Origin of the sequence: Humibacillus xanthopallidus (assembly GCF_006717145.1) — a bacterium.
Lineage (GTDB): Bacteria > Actinomycetota > Actinomycetes > Actinomycetales > Dermatophilaceae > Humibacillus > Humibacillus xanthopallidus.
In genome coordinates this window covers 400,967-419,170 of the sequence record NZ_VFQF01000001.1, presented here as the reverse complement: position 1 = coordinate 419,170, position 18,204 = coordinate 400,967, and the positions used below count along the sequence as shown (strand labels likewise).

At 71.7% G+C, this 18,204-nt stretch carries 15 protein-coding genes; 3 read left to right on the top strand and 12 right to left on the bottom strand.

The window, feature by feature from the left end; all coding sequences use genetic code 11:
• Positions 1-109: 109 nt before the first annotated feature.
• The gene (gene lpdA, locus FHX52_RS01875; protein WP_141819424.1) at positions 110-1,507 is read right to left on the bottom strand and encodes a dihydrolipoyl dehydrogenase; all 1,398 of its coding nucleotides are present in this window, start codon (positions 1,505-1,507) and stop codon (positions 110-112) included.
• Positions 1,508-1,713: 206 nt separating this feature from the next.
• Here lpdA and FHX52_RS01870 point away from each other — a divergent pair, with 206 nt between their 5' ends.
• Both FHX52_RS01870 and mctP read left to right on the top strand, forming a co-directional pair.
• The gene (locus tag FHX52_RS01870; protein ID WP_221630432.1) at positions 1,714-2,043 is read left to right on the top strand and encodes a DUF3311 domain-containing protein; all 330 of its coding nucleotides are present in this window, start codon (positions 1,714-1,716) and stop codon (positions 2,041-2,043) included.
• Positions 2,040-3,710: a monocarboxylate uptake permease MctP gene (gene mctP, locus FHX52_RS01865; protein WP_141819422.1), complete on the top strand. Its 1,671-nt coding sequence runs from the start codon at positions 2,040-2,042 to the stop codon at positions 3,708-3,710. The genes FHX52_RS01870 and mctP overlap by 4 nt, the downstream gene beginning before the upstream one ends.
• A gap of 142 nt (positions 3,711-3,852) precedes the next feature.
• Here mctP and FHX52_RS01860 read toward each other — a convergent pair whose 3' ends face one another.
• From FHX52_RS01860 to ileS, 11 genes are all read right to left on the bottom strand, one after another.
• Positions 3,853-4,986 carry an FUSC family protein gene (locus FHX52_RS01860; RefSeq protein ID WP_141819420.1) on the bottom strand — a complete coding sequence of 378 codons (1,134 nt, stop codon included), beginning with the start codon at positions 4,984-4,986 and terminating at the stop codon, positions 3,853-3,855.
• An 80-nt stretch (positions 4,987-5,066) separates the two neighbouring features.
• Positions 5,067-7,142, bottom strand: coding sequence for a penicillin-binding protein 2 (gene mrdA / locus FHX52_RS01855; protein ID WP_246069567.1), 2,076 nt, complete (start codon positions 7,140-7,142; stop codon positions 5,067-5,069).
• Positions 7,139-7,639, bottom strand: a complete 501-nt coding sequence (locus tag FHX52_RS01850; protein ID WP_141819418.1) for a rod shape-determining protein MreD — start codon at positions 7,637-7,639, stop codon at positions 7,139-7,141. Before FHX52_RS01850 ends, mrdA begins: the two co-directional genes overlap by 4 nt.
• Positions 7,636-8,505: a rod shape-determining protein MreC gene (gene mreC / locus FHX52_RS01845; protein WP_141819416.1), complete on the bottom strand. Its 870-nt coding sequence runs from the start codon at positions 8,503-8,505 to the stop codon at positions 7,636-7,638. Before mreC ends, FHX52_RS01850 begins: the two co-directional genes overlap by 4 nt.
• A 7-nt stretch (positions 8,506-8,512) precedes the next feature.
• A complete protein-coding gene (mreB, locus tag FHX52_RS01840; protein ID WP_141819414.1) occupies positions 8,513-9,538 on the bottom strand; it encodes a rod shape-determining protein in 1,026 nt (341 codons plus the stop codon).
• Positions 9,539-9,746: 208 nt separating this feature from the next.
• A complete protein-coding gene (gene ndk / locus FHX52_RS01835; protein WP_141819412.1) occupies positions 9,747-10,169 on the bottom strand; it encodes a nucleoside-diphosphate kinase in 423 nt (140 codons plus the stop codon).
• A complete protein-coding gene (locus tag FHX52_RS01830) occupies positions 10,166-10,615 on the bottom strand; it encodes a DUF4233 domain-containing protein (RefSeq protein ID WP_141819410.1) in 450 nt (149 codons plus the stop codon). The genes ndk and FHX52_RS01830 overlap by 4 nt, the downstream gene beginning before the upstream one ends.
• A gap of 75 nt (positions 10,616-10,690) precedes the next feature.
• Entirely contained in the window at positions 10,691-11,137 is a 447-nt protein-coding gene (locus tag FHX52_RS01825) for a hypothetical protein (protein WP_141819408.1), read from the bottom strand.
• 164 nt (positions 11,138-11,301) lie between these two features.
• Positions 11,302-12,693 (bottom strand): bifunctional folylpolyglutamate synthase/dihydrofolate synthase, encoded by a 1,392-nt coding sequence (locus tag FHX52_RS01815; RefSeq protein WP_141819406.1) that lies wholly within the window; start codon positions 12,691-12,693, stop codon positions 11,302-11,304.
• Positions 12,690-13,271 carry a GNAT family N-acetyltransferase gene (locus FHX52_RS01810; RefSeq protein ID WP_141819404.1) on the bottom strand — a complete coding sequence of 194 codons (582 nt, stop codon included), beginning with the start codon at positions 13,269-13,271 and terminating at the stop codon, positions 12,690-12,692. Before FHX52_RS01810 ends, FHX52_RS01815 begins: the two co-directional genes overlap by 4 nt.
• Positions 13,268-16,573: an isoleucine--tRNA ligase gene (ileS, locus tag FHX52_RS01805; protein ID WP_141819402.1), complete on the bottom strand. Its 3,306-nt coding sequence runs from the start codon at positions 16,571-16,573 to the stop codon at positions 13,268-13,270. Before ileS ends, FHX52_RS01810 begins: the two co-directional genes overlap by 4 nt.
• 259 nt (positions 16,574-16,832) lie before the next feature.
• On the opposite strand from ileS, the gene FHX52_RS01800 reads away from it, so the two are divergent.
• Positions 16,833-18,200, top strand: coding sequence for an FAD-binding oxidoreductase (locus tag FHX52_RS01800; RefSeq protein ID WP_141819400.1), 1,368 nt, complete (start codon positions 16,833-16,835; stop codon positions 18,198-18,200).
• The last annotated feature ends 4 nt before the right edge of the window (positions 18,201-18,204 follow it).

The window sequence follows — 18,204 nt, the reverse complement described above, 5'->3', positions numbered from 1 at the left end:
GGCGCCGGTGCACGAGCCGACTAGAAACGTGCCGATGAGAAGGGAACCCAGCAGCAGCGCGGCCGGCCCCGCAGAGCGGAGCCGGCCGGACGGCATACGGGGGCTTGGGTCAGAAGTTGATCATGTGGCCGGCGATGCCGTGGACGGCTTCCTTGACGGCCTCGCCCAGCGTCGGGTGCGCGAAGACGGTGCGCGACACCTCGTCAGCCGTGAGGTCCCAGGTCTGCGCGAGGTTGAGGACGGGGAGCAGCTCCGTCACGTCGGGGCCGATGAGGGCCGCGCCGAGGATCTCGTTGTGCTCGGCGTCGGCGATGACCTTGACGAAGCCGACGGGCTCGCCGAGACCCATGGCCTTGCCGTTGGCCGAGAAGGGGAACGTCGCCGTCTTGACGTCGTGACCGGCCTCCTTCGCCTGGGCCTCCGAGAGGCCCATCGAGCCGATCTGCGGCTGGCAGTAGGTGGCCCGGGGGATGAAGCGGAAGTCGATGGCCATCGTCTCGACGCCGGCGATCGTCTCGGCGGCGACGATGCCCATCGCCTCGGCGACGTGGGCGAGCATGAGCTTGGCGGTGACGTCGCCGATCGCGAAGACGTTCGGCACGTTGGTGCGGCCGTACTCGTCGATGGCGATGGCGCCGCGGTCGGTCAGCTCGACACCGGTCGCCTCGAGGCCGAAGCCCTCGGTGCGCGGGGCGAATCCGATGGCCGACAGGAGCCGGTCGGCCTCGAGCACCTGCTGGTCGCCGCCGGCGGCCGGGCTCACGGTGACGCGCACGCCAGAACCGGTGTCCTCGACCGACTCGACCTTCGTGCCGAGCATGACCTTCACGCCGAGCTTCTTGTAGTGCTTGAGGAGCTCCTTCGACACGTCGGCGTCCTCGGTGGGCACCATCCGGTCGAGGAACTCGACGATCGTCACGTCGACGCCGAAGTTCTTCATGACATAGGCGAACTCGACACCGATCGCGCCCGAGCCGGCAATGATGATCGAGCCCGGGAGCTCGGGGTCGAGGATCTGCTCCTCGTAGGTGACGACGTTCGCGCTGACCTGGACGCCCGGGATCATCCTCGTGACGGAGCCCGTCGCGATGATGAGGTTGTCGAAGGTGATCGAGCGCTTCTCACCGGAGTTGAGCGCCACGTCCATCGAGGTCGCCGAGGTGAGGGTGCCCCAGCCGTCGATCTCCTCGATCTTGTTCTTCTTCATGAGGAAGTGGACGCCCTTGACGATGCCCTCGGACACCTTGCGGCTGCGGGCGTGGGTCGGGCCGAAGCTCATCGTGGCGTCGCCCTCGATGCCGTACTTCGCCTTCTCGTGCGTCAGCGTGTGCGCGAGCTCGGCGTTCTTCAACAGCGCCTTGCTGGGGATGCACCCCACGTTGAGGCAGACACCGCCCCAGTACTGCTTCTCGACCACGGCGACCTTCTTGCCGAGCTGGGACGCGCGGATCGCCGCGACGTAGCCCCCGGGTCCGGCACCGAGCACAACGACATCGAAATCAGCCATGGCCGACAGCCTATCTGTGCCGAGCGGCCCCACGAGACAGTGCCCGTCAGCGGGACTCAGTCACCACATTCGCACCCACAACATCACAATCTGCGTTTCAGTCGACAAAACACCGCGACTCAGCCCCCATATCCGGTCGGCTCGGGAGTAAGTTCCGCGACGCACCTGCCGGTCCTACCGGCTCCGGACCAACGGAGGTCACTCGCGTGAGCACCACCCCGCATCGCCACAAGGCGCCACCTGCCAACAAGGGACTGCTGGCTGTCGCAGGCGTCCTGCTCTCCCTGCCGATCATCGCGCTGCTGCTCGTGGGCACGTACGCCAAGGACGAGCCCCGGCTCGGCGGCTTCCCGTTCTTCATCTGGTACCAGTTCCTGTGGGTGGCGATCACCTCGGCGCTCACCTACACGGCATACCGGATCGTCCTCAAGGCCCGGCCGCACGTGCCCATGACGCCGGAGGGTGACGCGTTCCTCGACAGCGAGGCCGCCAGCGGCACCGGCGACGACGGCGCACCCGAGGGAGAGGTCCGATGAGCGCCCTCGTTGCGGCCAACGAGCCCGGCGTCAACGGCGTCGCCCTCGCCGTCCTCATCTTCTTCTTCGTCGTCGTCGCGATGGCGGGGTTCTGGGCCGCTCGCTGGCGTCGCCCGACGAGCATGGAGAGCCTCGACGAGTGGGGCCTCGGCGGTCGCTCGTTCGGAACGTGGATCACGTGGTTCCTGCTCGGCGGTGACCTCTACACGGCCTACACGTTCGTCGCGGTGCCGGCGGCGATGTGGGCCTTCGGTGCGGTCAACGGCTTCTTCGCCGTGCCGTACACGATCATCCTCTACCCCATCATCTTCATCTTCATGTCCCGCCTCTGGTCGGTCTCGCACCGCCACGGCTACGTGACGCCGGCCGACTTCGTCGAGGGCCGCTCGGGCTCGCGCGGGCTCTCGCTCGCCGTCGCGATCACCGGCTTCCTCGCGACGATGCCCTACATCGCGCTCCAGCTCGTCGGCATCCAGGCCGTCCTCGAGGTCGTCGGTGTCGGCGGCGGCGGCAACTGGGTCGCCAAGGACCTGCCGCTCTTCATCGCGTTCCTCGTCCTCGCGCTCTACACCTACACCTCCGGTCTGCGCGCACCGGCGATCATCGCGTTCGTCAAGGACATCCTCATCTACATCGTCATCATCGTCGCCGTCATCTACCTGCCCTCGAAGGTCGGCGGATGGGGTCACGTCTTCGACGCTGCCGAGAACAAGATGACGACGACGACCAACCCCGCCACCGGCAAACCCAACGTCTTCATCCCCGGACCCGGCGCCTACTGGGCCTACGCGACCCTGGCGCTCGGTTCGGCGATGGCGCTGTTCATGTACCCGCACTCGATCACGGCGACCCTGTCGGCCAAGAGCCGCAACACGATCCGCAAGAACGCCGCGATACTGCCGGCCTACTCCTTCCTGCTGGGTCTGCTGGCGCTGCTCGGCTGGGTGGCCATCGCCGCGGGCACGAAGCCGGTCGGGCTCGACGGCAAGGTGAACGGCCAGCTCGTCATCCCGCAGCTCTTCGAGGACATGTTCCCGTCGTGGTTCGCCGGTGTGGCCTTCGCTGCGATCGCGATCGGTGCGCTCGTGCCGGCCGCGATCATGTCGATCGCCGCGGCCAACACCTTCACCCGGAACATCTACAAGGCGTGGATCAAGCCGGACGCCACGACGAAGCAGGAGGCGCAGGTCAGCAAGATCACCTCGCTCGTCGTCAAGGGGTTCGCGCTGATCTTCGTGCTGACGCTCGACAAGAGCAACGCGATCAACTTCCAGCTCCTCGGCGGCATCTGGATCCTCCAGACGTTCCCGGCCCTCGTGTTCTACCTCTACACGCGGTGGTTCCACCGCTGGGCGCTACTCGCCGGCTGGGCGGTCGGCATGGTCTACGGCACGGTGGCGGCCTACAACGTGACGAACAAGGCGACGGGTGCGCCCTTCGCCGGCTCCGTGGCGAACATGCCCGTCATCGGGCAGCTCGGCTACATCGCCGTCACCGCCTTCGCGATCAACGTCGTCGTGGCCGTGGTGCTCACGCTGGTGCTGCGTGCGGCGAAGGCCCCGGAGGGTGTCGACTCGACCGTGCCGGCCGACTACTTCGCCGACGCGGGCGACCCCCGGGTCCAGAAGCTCGAGGTCGGGCCGCACGAGACGACCCCCTCGGCCTGAGCGCCGCACTCACGAGTGGGCACCGTCCACCGCCTTCGGGCGCAGGACGGTGCCCTTCGCGCGTCTCGTGGGCGCACCACCGAGGTATGCCGTGCAGCCTCGGGACCGCTGGGGCGCACGCCGCCCGGCTGTCGTGCGCCGTTCAGGGGCGAGGCCGCTCTGGCGGGAGGGCCTCGATGGCCTCGTCGACGTCGAGACCGGTGACCTGCAGCAGGTCGACGACGACCGAGCGCAGCTGGGCGAGCACCGTCTCGGTCGCGAGGCTCTCGGTGCGCGGCAGCCGGCCGGTGCTCTCGGCGACGGCGAGCATGGCGGAGCGGCCGATCTCGGGTGAGGCGTTCTCCGCGAGGGCACGGGCGATGACGTCGACCGCGTCGGCGAGCTCGAGCATGACCTCGCGGTAGGCGGGCGGCAGCGGCTCCTCGCGCCCGACCGACACGGTGATCCGCCGGACGAGGACGCGGGTGCTGCGCATCGCCCGGTCGAGGGGCTCGACGAGCTCGACCATCTTGCGGACGTGGGGCGCGTGCTGGCGCTTGAACGGCGAGCTGGCGATGACCGAGAGTCCCTCGTCCGCAGCGGTGCTCAGCTCGCGCAGCAGCGACTCCGTGCCCCGGGCCGAGGCGAGCACCGCGGCGGCCTTCTCGACGTCGAGGTCGTCGGCGCTGGCCTCGGCACGGCGCAGCAGCTCGCTGATCTTGCGCACCGCCTCGGCCGCGGCCACCCGGGGGCGGCGCAGCGGTGCCTGCGGAACGACGGTCGCTGCGACGAGGGCCACCCCGCCTCCGATGAGCGCGTCGGTCCAGCGGGTAAAGGCCTGCCCCGGTGTCGCGGCCAGGGCCGCGACGACGATGCCCTGCACGGCGGCCTGGGTGACGAGCACCGGACCCCCGTCGAGCAGCGACGCGGCACCCATCGAGACGAGCACGACGGCGGAGATCTGCCACGGCCCGCTGCCGGCCAGGTGGACGAACACGTCGGCGACGAACACCCCGACGGCGACGCCGATGGCCACCTCGACGACGCGGCGCTGCCGCTGCCCGTAGGACATGCCGAGGCAGATGACGGCCACGACGGGAGCGAAGAACGGCGAGCGGTGCCCCAGGACGTCGGCGGCGACCCACCATGCGACGCCCGCGGCGACGGCGCACTGGACGAGCAGGAAGGCTCGAGACCGCAGCCGGGCGAGACGGGTCGCGGCGCTCAGCCTGCTCCGGTCCCAGGCGCGGTCGAGCGCCTCGACGACCGGCGCGTCGCTGCGGAGGTAGTCGTCCATCCGGGCCTCCCCCTTCGTCAGTGCTGTCGGAGCGCTCCGGGCCCCAGCGCGCTGGGGCGCACCCGGAACTCTCAGAGCTGTCAGAGCTTCAGGGACAGGATGGCATCGAAGATCTTCCGCACCGCGGGCGCAGCCACCTTCGAGCCCGACGCACCCTGGCTCACGACCACGACGACGGCGTACTTCGGCCGTGTCGTGGGCCCGAAGGCGGCGAACCACGCGGTGGCCTTCTTGCCGAAGACCTCTCCGGTTCCGGTCTTGCCGGCGACCGGGTAGCGGTCCTGGGGGAAGCCGGCCCATGCCGTCCCCGCGGAGCCTCCGGGCCGGGTCACGTCGGCGAGGGCCGCCCGCACGTAGGCCAGCACCTCGGCGGGCACCCCGACGGTGCCGGTGCGCCGCGGCGCGATCGGCGTGACGGCACCGCCGGGGGCGCGCAAACCCGCCGCGACCTGCGGCTGCCACAGCGTGCCGCCGTTGGCGATCGCGGAGTAGACCTGCGCCATCTGCAGGGGCGTCACCGCGAGGTCGCCCTGCCCGATCGAGAAGTTGACGGCGTCGCCGGCGCGCCACTGCCAGCCGCTCGCGCAGTTCTCGACGGCGAGCCGGGTGAGGTAGGTGGCGCGCTCCTTGTCGGTGCGCGCCACCTCCGGATAGCCGCTCCTGGCCCGTTCACAGGTCGCGGTGCGGGTGGTGGACCAGTACTGCTCCTTCCAGGTCCGGTCGGGCAGGCGACCGGCCGACTCCCCCGGCACGTCGATGCCGGTGGGCCGCCCGATGCCGAAGGCACGCGCGGTCTCGGCGAAGGAGTCCCGCGCGCCGGGCGGCGCGGCGATGCCCCCCTGCGCCTGCCACGCGGCATACGCGAGGCGGTAGAAGACGGTGTCGCACGAGACGACGAGCGCCTGGTGCAGGTCGATCGGCCCGTAGCCGCGCGACTCGAAGTTCTTGAACACCCGGCCGCCGACGGTGAGGCTCGGTGAGCAGTCGTAGGTGCCGGTCAGCCTGGCTCCCGACGCCACCGCAGCCGGCACCGAGATGACCTTGAAGGTCGAGGCCGGCGGGAAGGTCTCACTCGTGATCCGCGACGTGAGAGGCACCCCGCGCCTCTCGTCGCTCAGCTGCTCGAGCTGCGCGCTGCTGATGCCGCCGGTGAAGACGCCGGGGTCGTATGCCGGGTTGCTGGCTGCCGCGACGACGGCGCCGTTGGTGACGTCGAGGACCACGGCTGCGGCGGCGTCGGCGGGCAGCCCCTCGGCGCGGGCCCGGGCCACCGTCTGCGCGAGCACGGCCTCGGTGCGGGCCTGGAGCCGGGCGTCGAGGTGGGTGACGACGTCGGACCCCGGCACCGGTGCCCGGCTCGACAGCGTCTCGGTGACGACGCCGCGGGGGTCGATGGCGACGACGGTGGCGCCGTTGCGCCCACGCAGCGCTGAGTCGTACTGCTGCTCGAGACCCGACCTGCCGACGACGTCCTCGGCGTCGATGGCGCCGCTTCCCTTCTCGAGATCGGCGACGCCGGCCCGCGCGACCCACCCGAGCAGGTGGGCGGCGTTGGCTCCCGAGGGCGCGGGATAGCTGCGCGCCGGCTCCGGGGCCACGCCGATGCCGGGGAACTTCTCGGGCTGCTCCATGAGCGTCAGCGCGCGCTGCGGGTCGACGCCGGTCGCGATCGGGATCGGCACGTAGGGCGAGCCGTTGAAGCACGCGGGAGCCCGAGGAGCGCCGACGGTGCCGCAGAGCATCGTCTTGCTCCAGAGCCGGTCGAAGGGCTGGCCGAGCACCGCCGCGACGGATCGCACGAGGGCGCGCCCGCCGTCGTCGGCGTCGAGCAGGACCCCCCGCTCGAGGGTGACGACGGTCGTGAAGGCGTTGGACACGAGCGGCGCCCCGGTGCGGTCGAGGATCTGCCCGCGCAGGGCGTGCTCGGTGATCGTCCGGGTGTGCACCGAGCCGGCCTGGCTGGTCAGCTCGGCCCCACCCAGCAGCTGCACCTGGCCGAGCCGCGCGACGACGAGGCCGAAGAGCGACACGAGCAGGACGAGCACGACGCCGGCGACCCCAGTCGGCCGGGTCGGGCGGGCGCAGCGGGTGCGACCCCTGTCGCGGGTGCCCGCGCGCCGGACCCCCGCGCCACGGGGCGGGCGACGGCGCCTCACCCGAGCCTCCGTCGCACGAGGGCGCGGTCGACGGCGAGCAGCACGGGTAGCGCGAGCAGCCCTACGGCGACGGTCGAGGCGAGCCGGCCCAGCCCCTCGGACGCAGAGACGCTGCCCTCGGCCACGATCACCGAGGCAGCGCGGCCGAGCAGGACGACGACGCCGGCAGCGGCCAGCGCGAGGACCGCGCGGCCGAGCGTGCGCGATGACACCCGGTGGAAGAGCCCCCCGACGAGCCCGCCGAGCATCATGACGAGCGGCGTGAGACCGAGCGGCGACCCGACGGGCGGCACGAGCTCGACGACCCAGCCGGCCACGAGCCCGACGAGGGCGCCGTGCACCGGCCCGCGCAGCACGGCCGTCGCGACGACCCCGATGAGCACGAGGTCGGGCACCCACTCCTCCGGCACCCCGAGCCGGGGCAGCAGCGTAGCCGACAGCAGCGCCGCGACGACGACGTATGCCGTCCTGCAGACTCCCAGCAGCGTGACCCTCACGACGCGGCCCCCTGTTCGGTCGCGACGACCGGTCCGGAGGCGGCGCCGGCCGCGGGCACCTCAGGACGCGCTGCGACCCGGTCCTGCGGCACGAGCACGGCGACGACGTCGATCGCGTCGGGGTCGACGACCGGGCGCACGGTCGCGGTGCGGGTGAGCTGTCCTCGGTCGGGGTCGACGGCGGTCACCGTGCCGACGACGATGCCTGCGGCATACGGGCGCTCGTCGACGCTGCCGAGGGTCGTCACGGTGTCACCGACCACGGGCGTGCCGGGCTGGACGAACGACAGCGTGAGCGACCCGCGCGGCCGCGACTCGCGGTCGGTCGACGAGGGCGAGCTCACCGTCGCGAGGGTGCCCGCAGGGCCGACCCGCACGCCGATGACCGAGCCGGTGCTGCCGAGCACCTGCACGTCGCACGTCCAGGGCGACACGGCGACGACGCGCCCGGCGAGTCCCTCGGCGGTCACCACGGTCGAGTCGGCCGTCACGCCGTCGCGGGTGCCGACGTCGAGCGTCAGGCCGCGGCCTCCGAGCGGGCTGATGTCGCTGGCGACGACGCGGGCCGCGACGAAGCGGTGACCGGTCGCCGGGTCGCCGCCGACCAGCTCGGCGAGGCGCTCCCGCTCCGCGAGCCGCCGTTGCTGGTCGGCGACCGTGGCGCGGAGCAGGACGTTCTGCGCCTCGAGAGCGGCGATCTCGTCGCGGGGCGCTCCGGAGAGCGCGCGCTGGACGGGCCCGAGCACCGCGCCGCCGGCGTCGCGCACCGCTCCGGCGACTCCGGAGCCGGCGAGGTCGGCGCCGAGCAGGGCCAGGGTGGCGACGACGAGCCCGGCGAGGAGGCGGCGCTGGTGGGTCGGGTCCATGGGCGGCCTAGAGCCGGCGGTCCCCGACGAGCACCCGCTCGAGGCTCGCGAAGTCGTCGACGCAGCGACCGGCCCCACGAGCGACGGCCCGCAGCGGGTCCTCGGCCACGTGGACGGGCACGCCGAGCTCGTGGCGCATCCGAGCGTCGAGCCCGCGTAGCAGCGCTCCCCCGCCGGTCAGCGTGATGCCGCGGTCGATGATGTCTCCGGCGAGCTCGGGCGGGCAGACGTCGAGGGTGGCCCGCACGAGCTCGATGATCTGGAGCACGGGACCCTCGATGGCCCGGCGCACCTCGGCCGAGCCGACCTCGATGGTCTTGGGCAGTCCTGTCGTGAGGTCACGCCCGCGCAGGCGCGTCGTCAGCTCCTCGCGGAGCGGGAAGACCGACCCGACCGCCACCTTGATGTCCTCGGCGCTGCGCTCGCCGAGCAGGAGGGAGTACTCGGCCTTGACGTGGCTGATGAGGGCCTCGTCGATCTCGTCGCCGGCTGTGCGCAGCGAGGTGGAGGTGACGATGCCGGCGAGGCTGATGACGGCGACGTCGGTCGTGCCCCCACCGATGTCGACGACCATGCTCGCCGCTGTCTCGTGCACGGGCAGGCCGGCCCCGACCGCGGCGGCCATCGGCTCCTCGACCATGTAGACCCGGCGGGCGCCGCACCGGGTCGCCGCGTCCTCGAGGGCGCGGCGCTCGACGCCGGTGACCTCGCTCGGCACGCACAGCACCATCCGGGGCCGCACGAGGCGCGACGGGCGCACCTGGTCGATGAACCACCGGAGCATCCGCTCGGCCTCGTCGGCGTCGGAGACGACACCGTCGCGCAGGGGCCGCACGGCCCGGATGGTGCCCGGGGCCCGCCCGAGCATCTCCTTGGCCTGCGTGCCGGCGGCGACGAGCCGGCCGGAGCCGACCTCGACCGCGACGACCGACGGCTCCTCGAGCACGACGCCCCGGCCGCGCACGTGGATCAGCGTGTTGGCGGTGCCCAGGTCGATCGCGAGATCGCGTCCGAGCGCCGGCCAGGTGGTCATGGCCCGGATTGTGTCGCGGCCACCGCGCGGGCCCGAGCGCATCGGGCGAGTGTCGCGCATTGTGTGACGGGTGTGACTCGAGTGACGCGGCCCCGGGCGTGGCGCGGCACGCCACCGGACGGCACACCCCGGGGTCAGCGGACCGCGGGACGTCCGAGGGGACGACACCGGAGCGGCGCCGGGGAGAGCGGCCACCCGGCCGCCCGGCTCAGAGCTCGGGGAACCAGATGGCGATCTCGCGCTGGCCCGACTCGTGCGAGTCCGAGCCGTGCACGATGTTCTGCTGCACCGGGGTGCCCCAGTCGCGCCCGAAGTCGCCGCGGATCGTGCCCGGCAGCGCCTCGGTGGGGTTGGTGGCCCCGGCGAGCGAGCGGAAGCCCTTGACGCAGTCCTCGCCCTCGATGACGACGGCGGTGACCGGGCCCGAGGTCATGAAGTCGACGAGCGGCTCGTAGAACGACTTGCCGACGTGCTCCTCGTAGTGCACGGCGAGCTGCTCGCGGGTCGGGGTCAGCACCGCGAGGGCGACCAGGGTGTAGCCCTTGGCCTCGATGCGACGCAGCACCTCCCCGGAGAGTCCGCGCTTGAATCCGTCGGGCTTGACGAGGACGAGTGAGCGTTCGGTGGTCACTCGTCCACCCTATCGGCCGGGCCGCCGGCCGACCCACCGCCTTCGGCCGTGACGTTTGCCTCGGCAGCGGCCGCCTCGCGCTGCAGGACCTCGGCGTCGATCCGCGCGCCCTGGATGAGGCATGTGACCCACATCGTGAGGAAGAAGATGCCGACGACGAGCATGAGCGGCACGACGAGCGCGCTGAGCAGGGTCAGCGCCTGCACCCCCCACCCGAGGGTGATGCCCCAGGGCCGGCGCAGCGTGCCCGCCGCGACGACGGCGAGGGCCGCGAGCCCGATCCCGACGACGAGGTATGCCGTGGGGCTGGCTGCCGCGTCGGTCGCCGCGAGGCCGCGGGCGACGAGGGCACCGAGCGCGATGCAGAGCGCCTCGCCGCCGAGCACGGTGGCGAGCATGCGCCAGGTGAACTTGCCGGTCGTGCCGTAGAAGATGATGCCGCGCATCGGAGGGTCCTCGGGTGCTGGGTGCTGGAGTGCGGTGGGGCTCGGGAGTGCGAGTGGGTGGCCGGGGGTCCTGGGTCAGAAGTCCTGCGCGGTGTCCCACGTGCGGATGATGGCCTGGGCCTCGGTGCTGCTCGCGCCCGTGGCCTCTGCATAGAGGGCCATGGCGTCCTCGCGCCGACCCGCCATTACAAGCTCGCTGATGCGCGAACGGGCCTCGTCGGTCAGGCGCCCCTCGCTCCACGAGGACGCCGCGTCACGAACGCCCGGCCCCCGGCCGGGCACGAACCAGTTGTCGATCGCGCTCTTGGCGTCGGTGAGCGGCGCGCCGGTGGCCTCGCGGTAGATCTTGATCGCGTTCAGCTTGTGGCCGGCGCTGATCTCGCGGCTCACCTTGGCGCGCACGGCGTCGGTGAGGCCGACGAGCTTGCGGTCGGGGTCGCGCCGGCCCATGACCCGCCCCCACAGCACGACGGCGAGAACGACGACCGCCACGATGACGACGAGCTTGACGAAGGGAGGCATGGGGTCAGCCTAAGCGGGCGGTCACGGCGGTTCGGGCGGTCACGGCGGTTCGGGCGGTCACGGCGGTTCGGGCGGTCACGGCGGTTCGGGCGGTCACGGCGGTTCGGGCGGTCGTGCCCACTCGGACTGGCGGCCGGCCGGCGGCGAGCTGCGACATCCGCCGGTCACACGTCCGTCGTGCCGAGGAGCATGCGCACCTCGCCGGCCGTGATGACCGAGCCGGTCGCGATGACCCCGCCGCCCATGCCCTCGGCCTCCGCCAGCGTGACGGCCTGCTCGAGCGCGTCGGGCAGGTCGCGCACGACGGTGACGCGGGACTCGCCGAAGATCTCGGACGCGAGCGCGCCGAGGCGGTCGGGAGCCATCGCCCGCGGCGAGGAGCTGCGCGTGATGACGACGTGGTCGAGGGCCGGCTCGAGCACCTCGAGCATGCCGACGGCATCCTTGTCGGCCACGATGCCGACGAGTCCCACGAGGCGGGTGAAGGTGAACGCCTCGTCGAGCGCGGCGACGAGCGAGCGCGCGCCGTGCGGGTTGTGCGCCGCGTCGACGAGCACGGTCGGCGACCGCCGCACGACCTCGAGGCGTCCGGGCGAGGTCATGCTCGCGCAGGCCGCAGCGAGCACGTCGGCGTCGATGCGCTGCTCCCCACCGCCGAGGAAGGCCTCGACGGCCGCAACCGCAGTCGCGAGGTTGCTCGCCTGGTGGGCGCCGTGGAGCGGGAGGAAGAGGTCGGCGTACTCCCCCGCGAGGCCACGGAGACCGACCTGCTGGCCACCCAGGGCGACCTCACGCGTCACGACGCCGAAGTCGTTGCCCTCGAAGACGATCCGGCTGCCACCGACCTCCTCGACACGGTCCTTGAGCACCTGGGTGACGTCCTCGTCCTGGGCGCCCGAGACGGTGACGGAGTCGGCCTTGATGATGCCGCTCTTCTCCTCGGCGATAGAGACGACGTCGTCACCGAGCAGGTGCGTGTGGTCGAGGTCGACGGGCGTGACGACGGCGACCTGGGCGTCGATGACGTTGGTGGCGTCCCACGAGCCGCCGAGACCGACCTCGACGACGGCGACGTCGACCGGGGCATCGGCAAAGGCAGCGTAGGCGAGCGCGACGAGCACCTCGAAGAAGTTCATCCGTCGGCCGCCCGACTCGAGCGAGCGGGCGTCGACGATCTCGATGAGCGGAGCCATCTCGTCATAGGCGGCGATGAACTTCTCGCGCGGGATCGGCTTGCCCGACAGGGTGATCCGCTCACGGATGTCGTGCAGGTGCGGCGAGGTGAAGCGGCCCGTCGACAGCCCGCTCTCGCGCAGGATCGCATCGATCATCCGGCTCGTCGACGTCTTGCCGTTCGTGCCGGTGAGGTGGATCGTCGGATAGGTCCGCTGCGGGTCGCCGGCGAGCTCCATGACCGCGGTGATGCGCTCGAGCGACGGGCCGATGTCGTTCTCGGGGGCGCGGGCGAGGATCTCCTCCTCGATCTCGCGCATGCGCCTCATCTCCTCGAGCGTGCGCGCAGCGTCCTGCTGCGCGGCGTCGGGGCGGCCGCTCACTCCGACCCCTCCGAGGGGGCCGCGTCGTCCTCGCGCGACGACGCGATGTGGCGCTCCATCCACACGCTGACGGGCAGGCCGGAGCCGCCCGACTCGCGGTGCGTCTCGGTGAAGCCGTGGGCGGTGTAGAAGCGGGCGGCCTGGCGGTTGCCCTCGATGTGCGACAGGACGATGCGGTCGTGGCCGAGCTCGAGCGCCCGGTCGACGACGGCGTTCATCAGCCGTGACCCGATGCCGTGGCCGTGGTGGCCCGGCAGGACGTAGAGCTTCCACAGGGCGAAGGCGGAGTCCTGCGCCCCGAACGTCGCGACGCCCACGACCTCGTCGTCGTCGACGGCCACGAGGGTGCGGCCCTGACGGATCGAGGTCGTGACGACATCGGGGGTCCACCACTTCGCGAGGCCCATGGCGACGTACTCCGGCCCGGCGATGGGCTCGTACGTCGCGAGCCACGTGCGGTGGCCGACCGAGAGGACCCCGGCAAGGTCGTCGCCGTCGGCGAGGCGGATCTCGAGGTCGTCCTCGCCGACGCCGCCGTGAGCGCCGTGGGAGCCGTCGGAGGGTCGGGGCGCGGTCATCGCTTCACCACCAGGATCGTTGCGGGCTGGTTGTCACCGACGACGACGTCGACGGCTCCGGGGAGCACCGGTGCGGCCGGTGTCGACCCGTTGGTGCCGAGGGGTCCCGAGGCGAACTGCGTCGCCAGGGTCTCGCCGACGATGAGGTCGCGGTGGGTGACCGTGGCCTCGAAGACCTCGTCGGACCCCTGGATCGTCAGGCTGATCCGGTCGCTGACGTGCAGGCCGCCGTCGCGCCGGGCCTGCTGCACGGCGCGGACGAGGTCGCGAGCCACACCCTCGGCGGCGAGCTCCGGCGTCACCGTCGTGTCGAGCACGACGAAGCCCCCGCCCGGCAGCATCGCCGTCGCGCGGCTGTCGGCGGCGCCGCCGGCCACGACCGTCTCGAGGGCGTACTCCCCGTCCACAAGCGCGAGCCCGCCTGCGGTGACGACGCCGTCGGCCGAGACCGACCAGTCGCCGGACTTGCTGCCCTTGATCGCCTGCTGGACGTCGCGGCCGAGCCGGGGGCCGGCGGCGCGGGCGTTGACGGTGAGGCGCTGGGTGATGCCGAAGTCGGCCTCGCTCGCCGTCGCGAGGTCGACGAGGGTGAGGCGCTTGACGTTGAGCTCGTCCTGGATGATGCCGCGGAACGGCTCGAGGCTCGCCGGCTCGGGCACGACGAGGGTGAGGTCACCGAGCGGCAGGCGGGCGCGGAGCTTCTGCGCCTTGCGCAGGCTCGAGCCCGTCGAGCAGATCTCGCGGGCGCGGTCCATCGCGACGACGAGGGCGTGGTCGGTCGGCAGGTCCGCCGGGTCGGGGTAGTCGGTGAGGTGCACCGAGCGACCCCCCGTGAGGCCGCGCCAGATCTCCTCGGTGACGAGGGGCAGCAGCGGCGCCGTGGCCCGGGTGACCGTCTCGAGAGCGGTCCACAGGGTGTCGAAGGCAGCGAGGGACTCCTCGGTCTCACCACCCCAGAAGCGGTCGCGCGAGCGACGGATGTACCAGTTCGTCAGCACGTCGAGGAAGCTGCGCATCGTGTCGCAGGCGGAGGCGATCTCGTAGTCGTCGAGCTGGTCGCGCATGTCGCCGACGAACTCGCTGAGCTTGGCGAGCAGGTAGCGGTCGAGCACGTCGGTCGAGCTCGTCGAGCGCTTGGCCTCGTAGCCCTCGCCGCCACGGGCGGTGTTGGCGTAGAGCGCGAAGAAGGACCACGCGTTCCACAGCGGGATCATCACCTGGCGCACGCCGTCACGGATGCCCTGCTCGGTGACGACGAGGTTGCCGCCGCGCAGGATGGGGCTGCTCATGAGGAACCACCGCATGGCGTCGGCGCCGTCGCGGTCGAAGACCTCGGAGACGTCGGGGTAGTTGCGCAGCGACTTGCTCATCTTCTGGCCGTCGGAGCCGAGGACGATGCCGTGGCTCACGCACGTCTTGAAGGCGGGCCGGTCGAAGAGGGCCGTCGCGAGGACGTGCAGGGTGTAGAACCAGCCGCGCGTCTGCCCGATGTACTCGACGATGAAGTCGCCCGGGAAGTGGTGCTCGAACCACTCGGCGTTCTCGAAGGGGTAGTGCACCTGGGCGAAGCTCATCGAGCCCGAGTCGAACCAGACGTCGAAGACCTCCTCGACGCGGCGCATCGTCGAGCGGCCCGTCGGGTCGTCGGGGTTGGGGCGCGTCAGACTGTCGATGAAGGGGCGGTGCAGGTCGGTGACCTCGACCCCGAAGTCACGCTCGAGCTCCTCGAAGGAGCCGTAGACGTCGAGACGGGGATACTGCGGGTCGTCCGACTTCCACACGGGGATCGGGCTGCCCCAGAAGCGGTTTCGCGAGATGGACCAGTCGCGCGCGTTGGCCAGCCACTTGCCGAACTGGCCGTCGCGGATGTGCGACGGGGTCCACTCGATCTCCTGGTTGAGCTCGAGCATCCGGTCCTTGACCTTCGTCACCTCGACGAACCACGACGAGACCGCCATGTAGATGAGCGGCTCGCGGCAGCGCCAGCAGTGCGGGTAGCTGTGGTCGTAGGTCTCGCGGCGCAGCAGCACCGTGCCGGCCGTCACCGAGCCGGTGTCGCCCTCTCGCCGGGTCGCCGCCTTGAGGTGGTCGATGATGTGCGCGTTGGCGTCGAAGACGTGCATGCCCTCGTAGTCGGTGACGGGCCAGGTGAAGCGGCCGTCGGGGCCGACGGGCACCACCGGCTCGATGCCGGCCGCGTCGGTGACGATCTTGTCCTCCTCACCGAAGGCGCCCGCGGTGTGCACGAGACCCGTGCCGTCCTCCGTCGTGACGAACTCGGCGGGGAAGACGCGGTGGGCGCGCTCGTGCCCCTCGTAGTAGGCGAACGGCGGCGTGAACGAGCGGCCGAGCAGGTCGGCGCCCTTGAGGCGCTCGACGATCCGCTCGTCGAACGTGTTCGTGTCGACGTCGGGGCCGAAGAGGTCCTTGGCGTAGGCGGCGAGACGCGCGGCGCCGATGACGTAGCGCTCGGTCGTGCCCGTGACGTCGGACTCGACGACGACGTAGTCGATGTCGGGGTGGACCATGATGCCGAGGTTGGCCGGCAGGGTCCACGGGGTCGTCGTCCAGACGAGGGCCAGCTCGCCGGTCTCGAGGCGGAGGCCGACGGTGACAGCGGGGTCCTGGCGCATCTTGTAGACGTCGTCGTCCATGCGCAGCTCGTGGTTGGACAGCGGCGTCTGGTCGTTCCAGCAGTAGGGCAGCACGCGGAAGCCCTCGTAGACGAGGCCCTTCTCGTGCAGCTGCTTGAAGGCCCAGATGACCGACTCCATGTAGTCGGGCTCGAGCGTCTTGTAGTCGTTGTCGAAGTCGACCCACCGGGCCTGGCGGGTGACGTAGTCGCGCCACTCGCCCGTGTACTTCAGCACCGAGGTGCGACATGCGTCGTTGAACTTGTCGATGCCGAGGTCGACGATGTCCTGCTTCGTCTTGAGCCCGAGCTGGCGCTGCGCCTCGAGCTCGGCGGGCAGCCCGTGGGTGTCCCAGCCGAAGCGGCGCTCGACGCGCTTGCCGCGCATCGTCTGGTAGCGCGGCACGATGTCCTTGACGTAGCCGGTGAGCAGGTGGCCGTAGTGCGGCAGGCCGTTGGCGAACGGCGGCCCGTCGTAGAAGACGAACTCGTTGTCGCCGTCGGTGCCGGCGTCGCGGCCCTCCACGGACGCGATGAAGGTGCCGTCCTCGTCCCAGTACTTCAGCACCCGCTCCTCGATCTCGGGGAAGCGCGGGTTGGAGGGCACGCCCGCACGGGCAGTGCCCTCGCCGGTCGTCTCGCCGTTCGTGGTGACCTGGGGATAGGTCATGCTGGTGGTCTCCTGGGTTCGCGTCTGTTGGTCGCTCGTCTCTGCCACGAGGACGACGTCTCCTGCCGGAGGCTGCCGCGGTACCACCCCGCTTGCCGCACGCTCCCACCCACTCGGGCGGACGGCATACGGCCGCTCTTGTCCAAGGCTGTGACGGGCCCACCCGTCCGGGTCTAGTGGGAGCTCTCGCTCTGTTCTTCCGGAGGCTCGCCGCTGATGACGGCTCGAACGCCTGTGGGCGTCAGTCTAGCCTGTCAGCGTGCCCAGACTGCCCGAGCGCCTCGCACGTCGTGAGGTCGCCGACCCCGACGTGCGGCGGTCGTACGCGCTCGACGCGACGGTCTCGCTGGGGCCGCCAGCGGACGACTTCACCGTCGTCCGGGCCCGCGACCTTGACGATGTCGTGGCGGTGCTCGAGCACGCCCAGGCGACCGGCACCCCGGTCGTGCCGCAGGGCGCCCGCACGTCGCGGGCCGGCGGCGCCACCGCCACCGACGGCTGCATCGTCCTCAACGTCGAGGGGCTCGACGCGATCCACGAGGTCAACCCGCTCGAGGGGTATGCCGTCGTCGGCCCCGGCGTCGTCAACGCCGCTCTCAAGCAGGCGGCTGCCGAGGCCGGCCTCTTCTACGGCCCCGACCCGGCGTCGTGGGAGACGTGCACGATCGGCGGCAACGTCGCGACGAACGCGGGCGGGCTGTGCTGCGTGAAGTACGGCGTGACCTCCGACTGGGTCAAGGCGCTGCAGGTCGTGCTGCCCGGTGGGGAGGTGATGCGCACCGGTCACCGCACGGTCAAGGGGGTCGCGGGCTACGACCTCACCGGCCTCTTCGTCGGTTCGGAGGGCACGCTCGGCGTCGTCACCGAGGCCGTCGTGCGGCTCGCTCCCGCGCCGGACCCGGCGCTCACGGCGCTCGCGGTATTCGACTCTCTCCACGCCGCCGTGGCCGGCATCGTCGCGCTGCGGCTCGACCCGCACCGACCGTGCCTGCTCGAGATCATCGACCGCACGAGCGTGCGGGCGATCCAGGCGTTCGGCGACTTCGGCTTCCCGGACGACTGCGCGGCCGTGCTGCTCGTGCAGTCCGACCGGCCCGGGCACGTCGCCGACGACCTCGTCCGGTATGCCGCCCTGCTGGAGTCCGCCGGCGCCACCGACGTCGCGGTCGCCGACGACGCGCAGGAGTCGGAGGCCCTGCTCGCCGGTCGCCGGGTCATGAGCACCGCCTTCGAGGCGCTGGGCGGGCGACTCGCCGAGGACGTCTGCGTGCCGATCGGGCGGCTCGCCGAGTTCGTGCGGGGCATCGAGGCGATCGGCGAGCGCCGTTCTGTCGTCGTGCCGGTGAGCGGCCACGGCGGTGACGGCAACCTCCACCCGTCGATCGTCTATGCCCACGACGACCCCGACAGCCTCGCCCGGGCGTGGGAGGCCTTCGACGACGTCATCCGGCTCGGCCTCTCGCTCGGGGGGACGATCACCGGTGAGCACGGCATCGGCTCGGTCAAGGTGCCGTGGCTCGGTCTCGAACTGGGCGCTGCCGAGCTGGCGCGGCAGCGGCGCCTCAAGGCGGTCTTCGACCCGAGCGGGATCATGAACCCCGGCAAGGTCTTCGAATGCCCCCGGTGAGGGA

Coding starts and splice junctions, on each gene's coding strand:
- mreB (WP_141819414.1), bottom strand. CDS start 9,538: ATGACCACCTGGCCGGCGCTCGGACGCGATCTCGCGATCGACCTGGGC.
- FHX52_RS01810 (WP_141819404.1), bottom strand. CDS start 13,271: ATGACCGCGCCCCGACCCTCCGACGGCTCCCACGGCGCTCACGGCGGC.
- FHX52_RS01830 (WP_141819410.1), bottom strand. CDS start 10,615: ATGCGCGGCATCATCTTCTACGGCACGACCGGCAAGTTCACCTGGCGC.
- FHX52_RS01825 (WP_141819408.1), bottom strand. CDS start 11,137: ATGCCTCCCTTCGTCAAGCTCGTCGTCATCGTGGCGGTCGTCGTTCTC.
- mctP (WP_141819422.1), top strand. CDS start 2,040: ATGAGCGCCCTCGTTGCGGCCAACGAGCCCGGCGTCAACGGCGTCGCC.
- FHX52_RS01860 (WP_141819420.1), bottom strand. CDS start 4,986: ATGGACGACTACCTCCGCAGCGACGCGCCGGTCGTCGAGGCGCTCGAC.
- mreC (WP_141819416.1), bottom strand. CDS start 8,505: ATGGACCCGACCCACCAGCGCCGCCTCCTCGCCGGGCTCGTCGTCGCC.
- lpdA (WP_141819424.1), bottom strand. CDS start 1,507: ATGGCTGATTTCGATGTCGTTGTGCTCGGTGCCGGACCCGGGGGCTAC.
- ileS (WP_141819402.1), bottom strand. CDS start 16,573: ATGACCTATCCCCAGGTCACCACGAACGGCGAGACGACCGGCGAGGGC.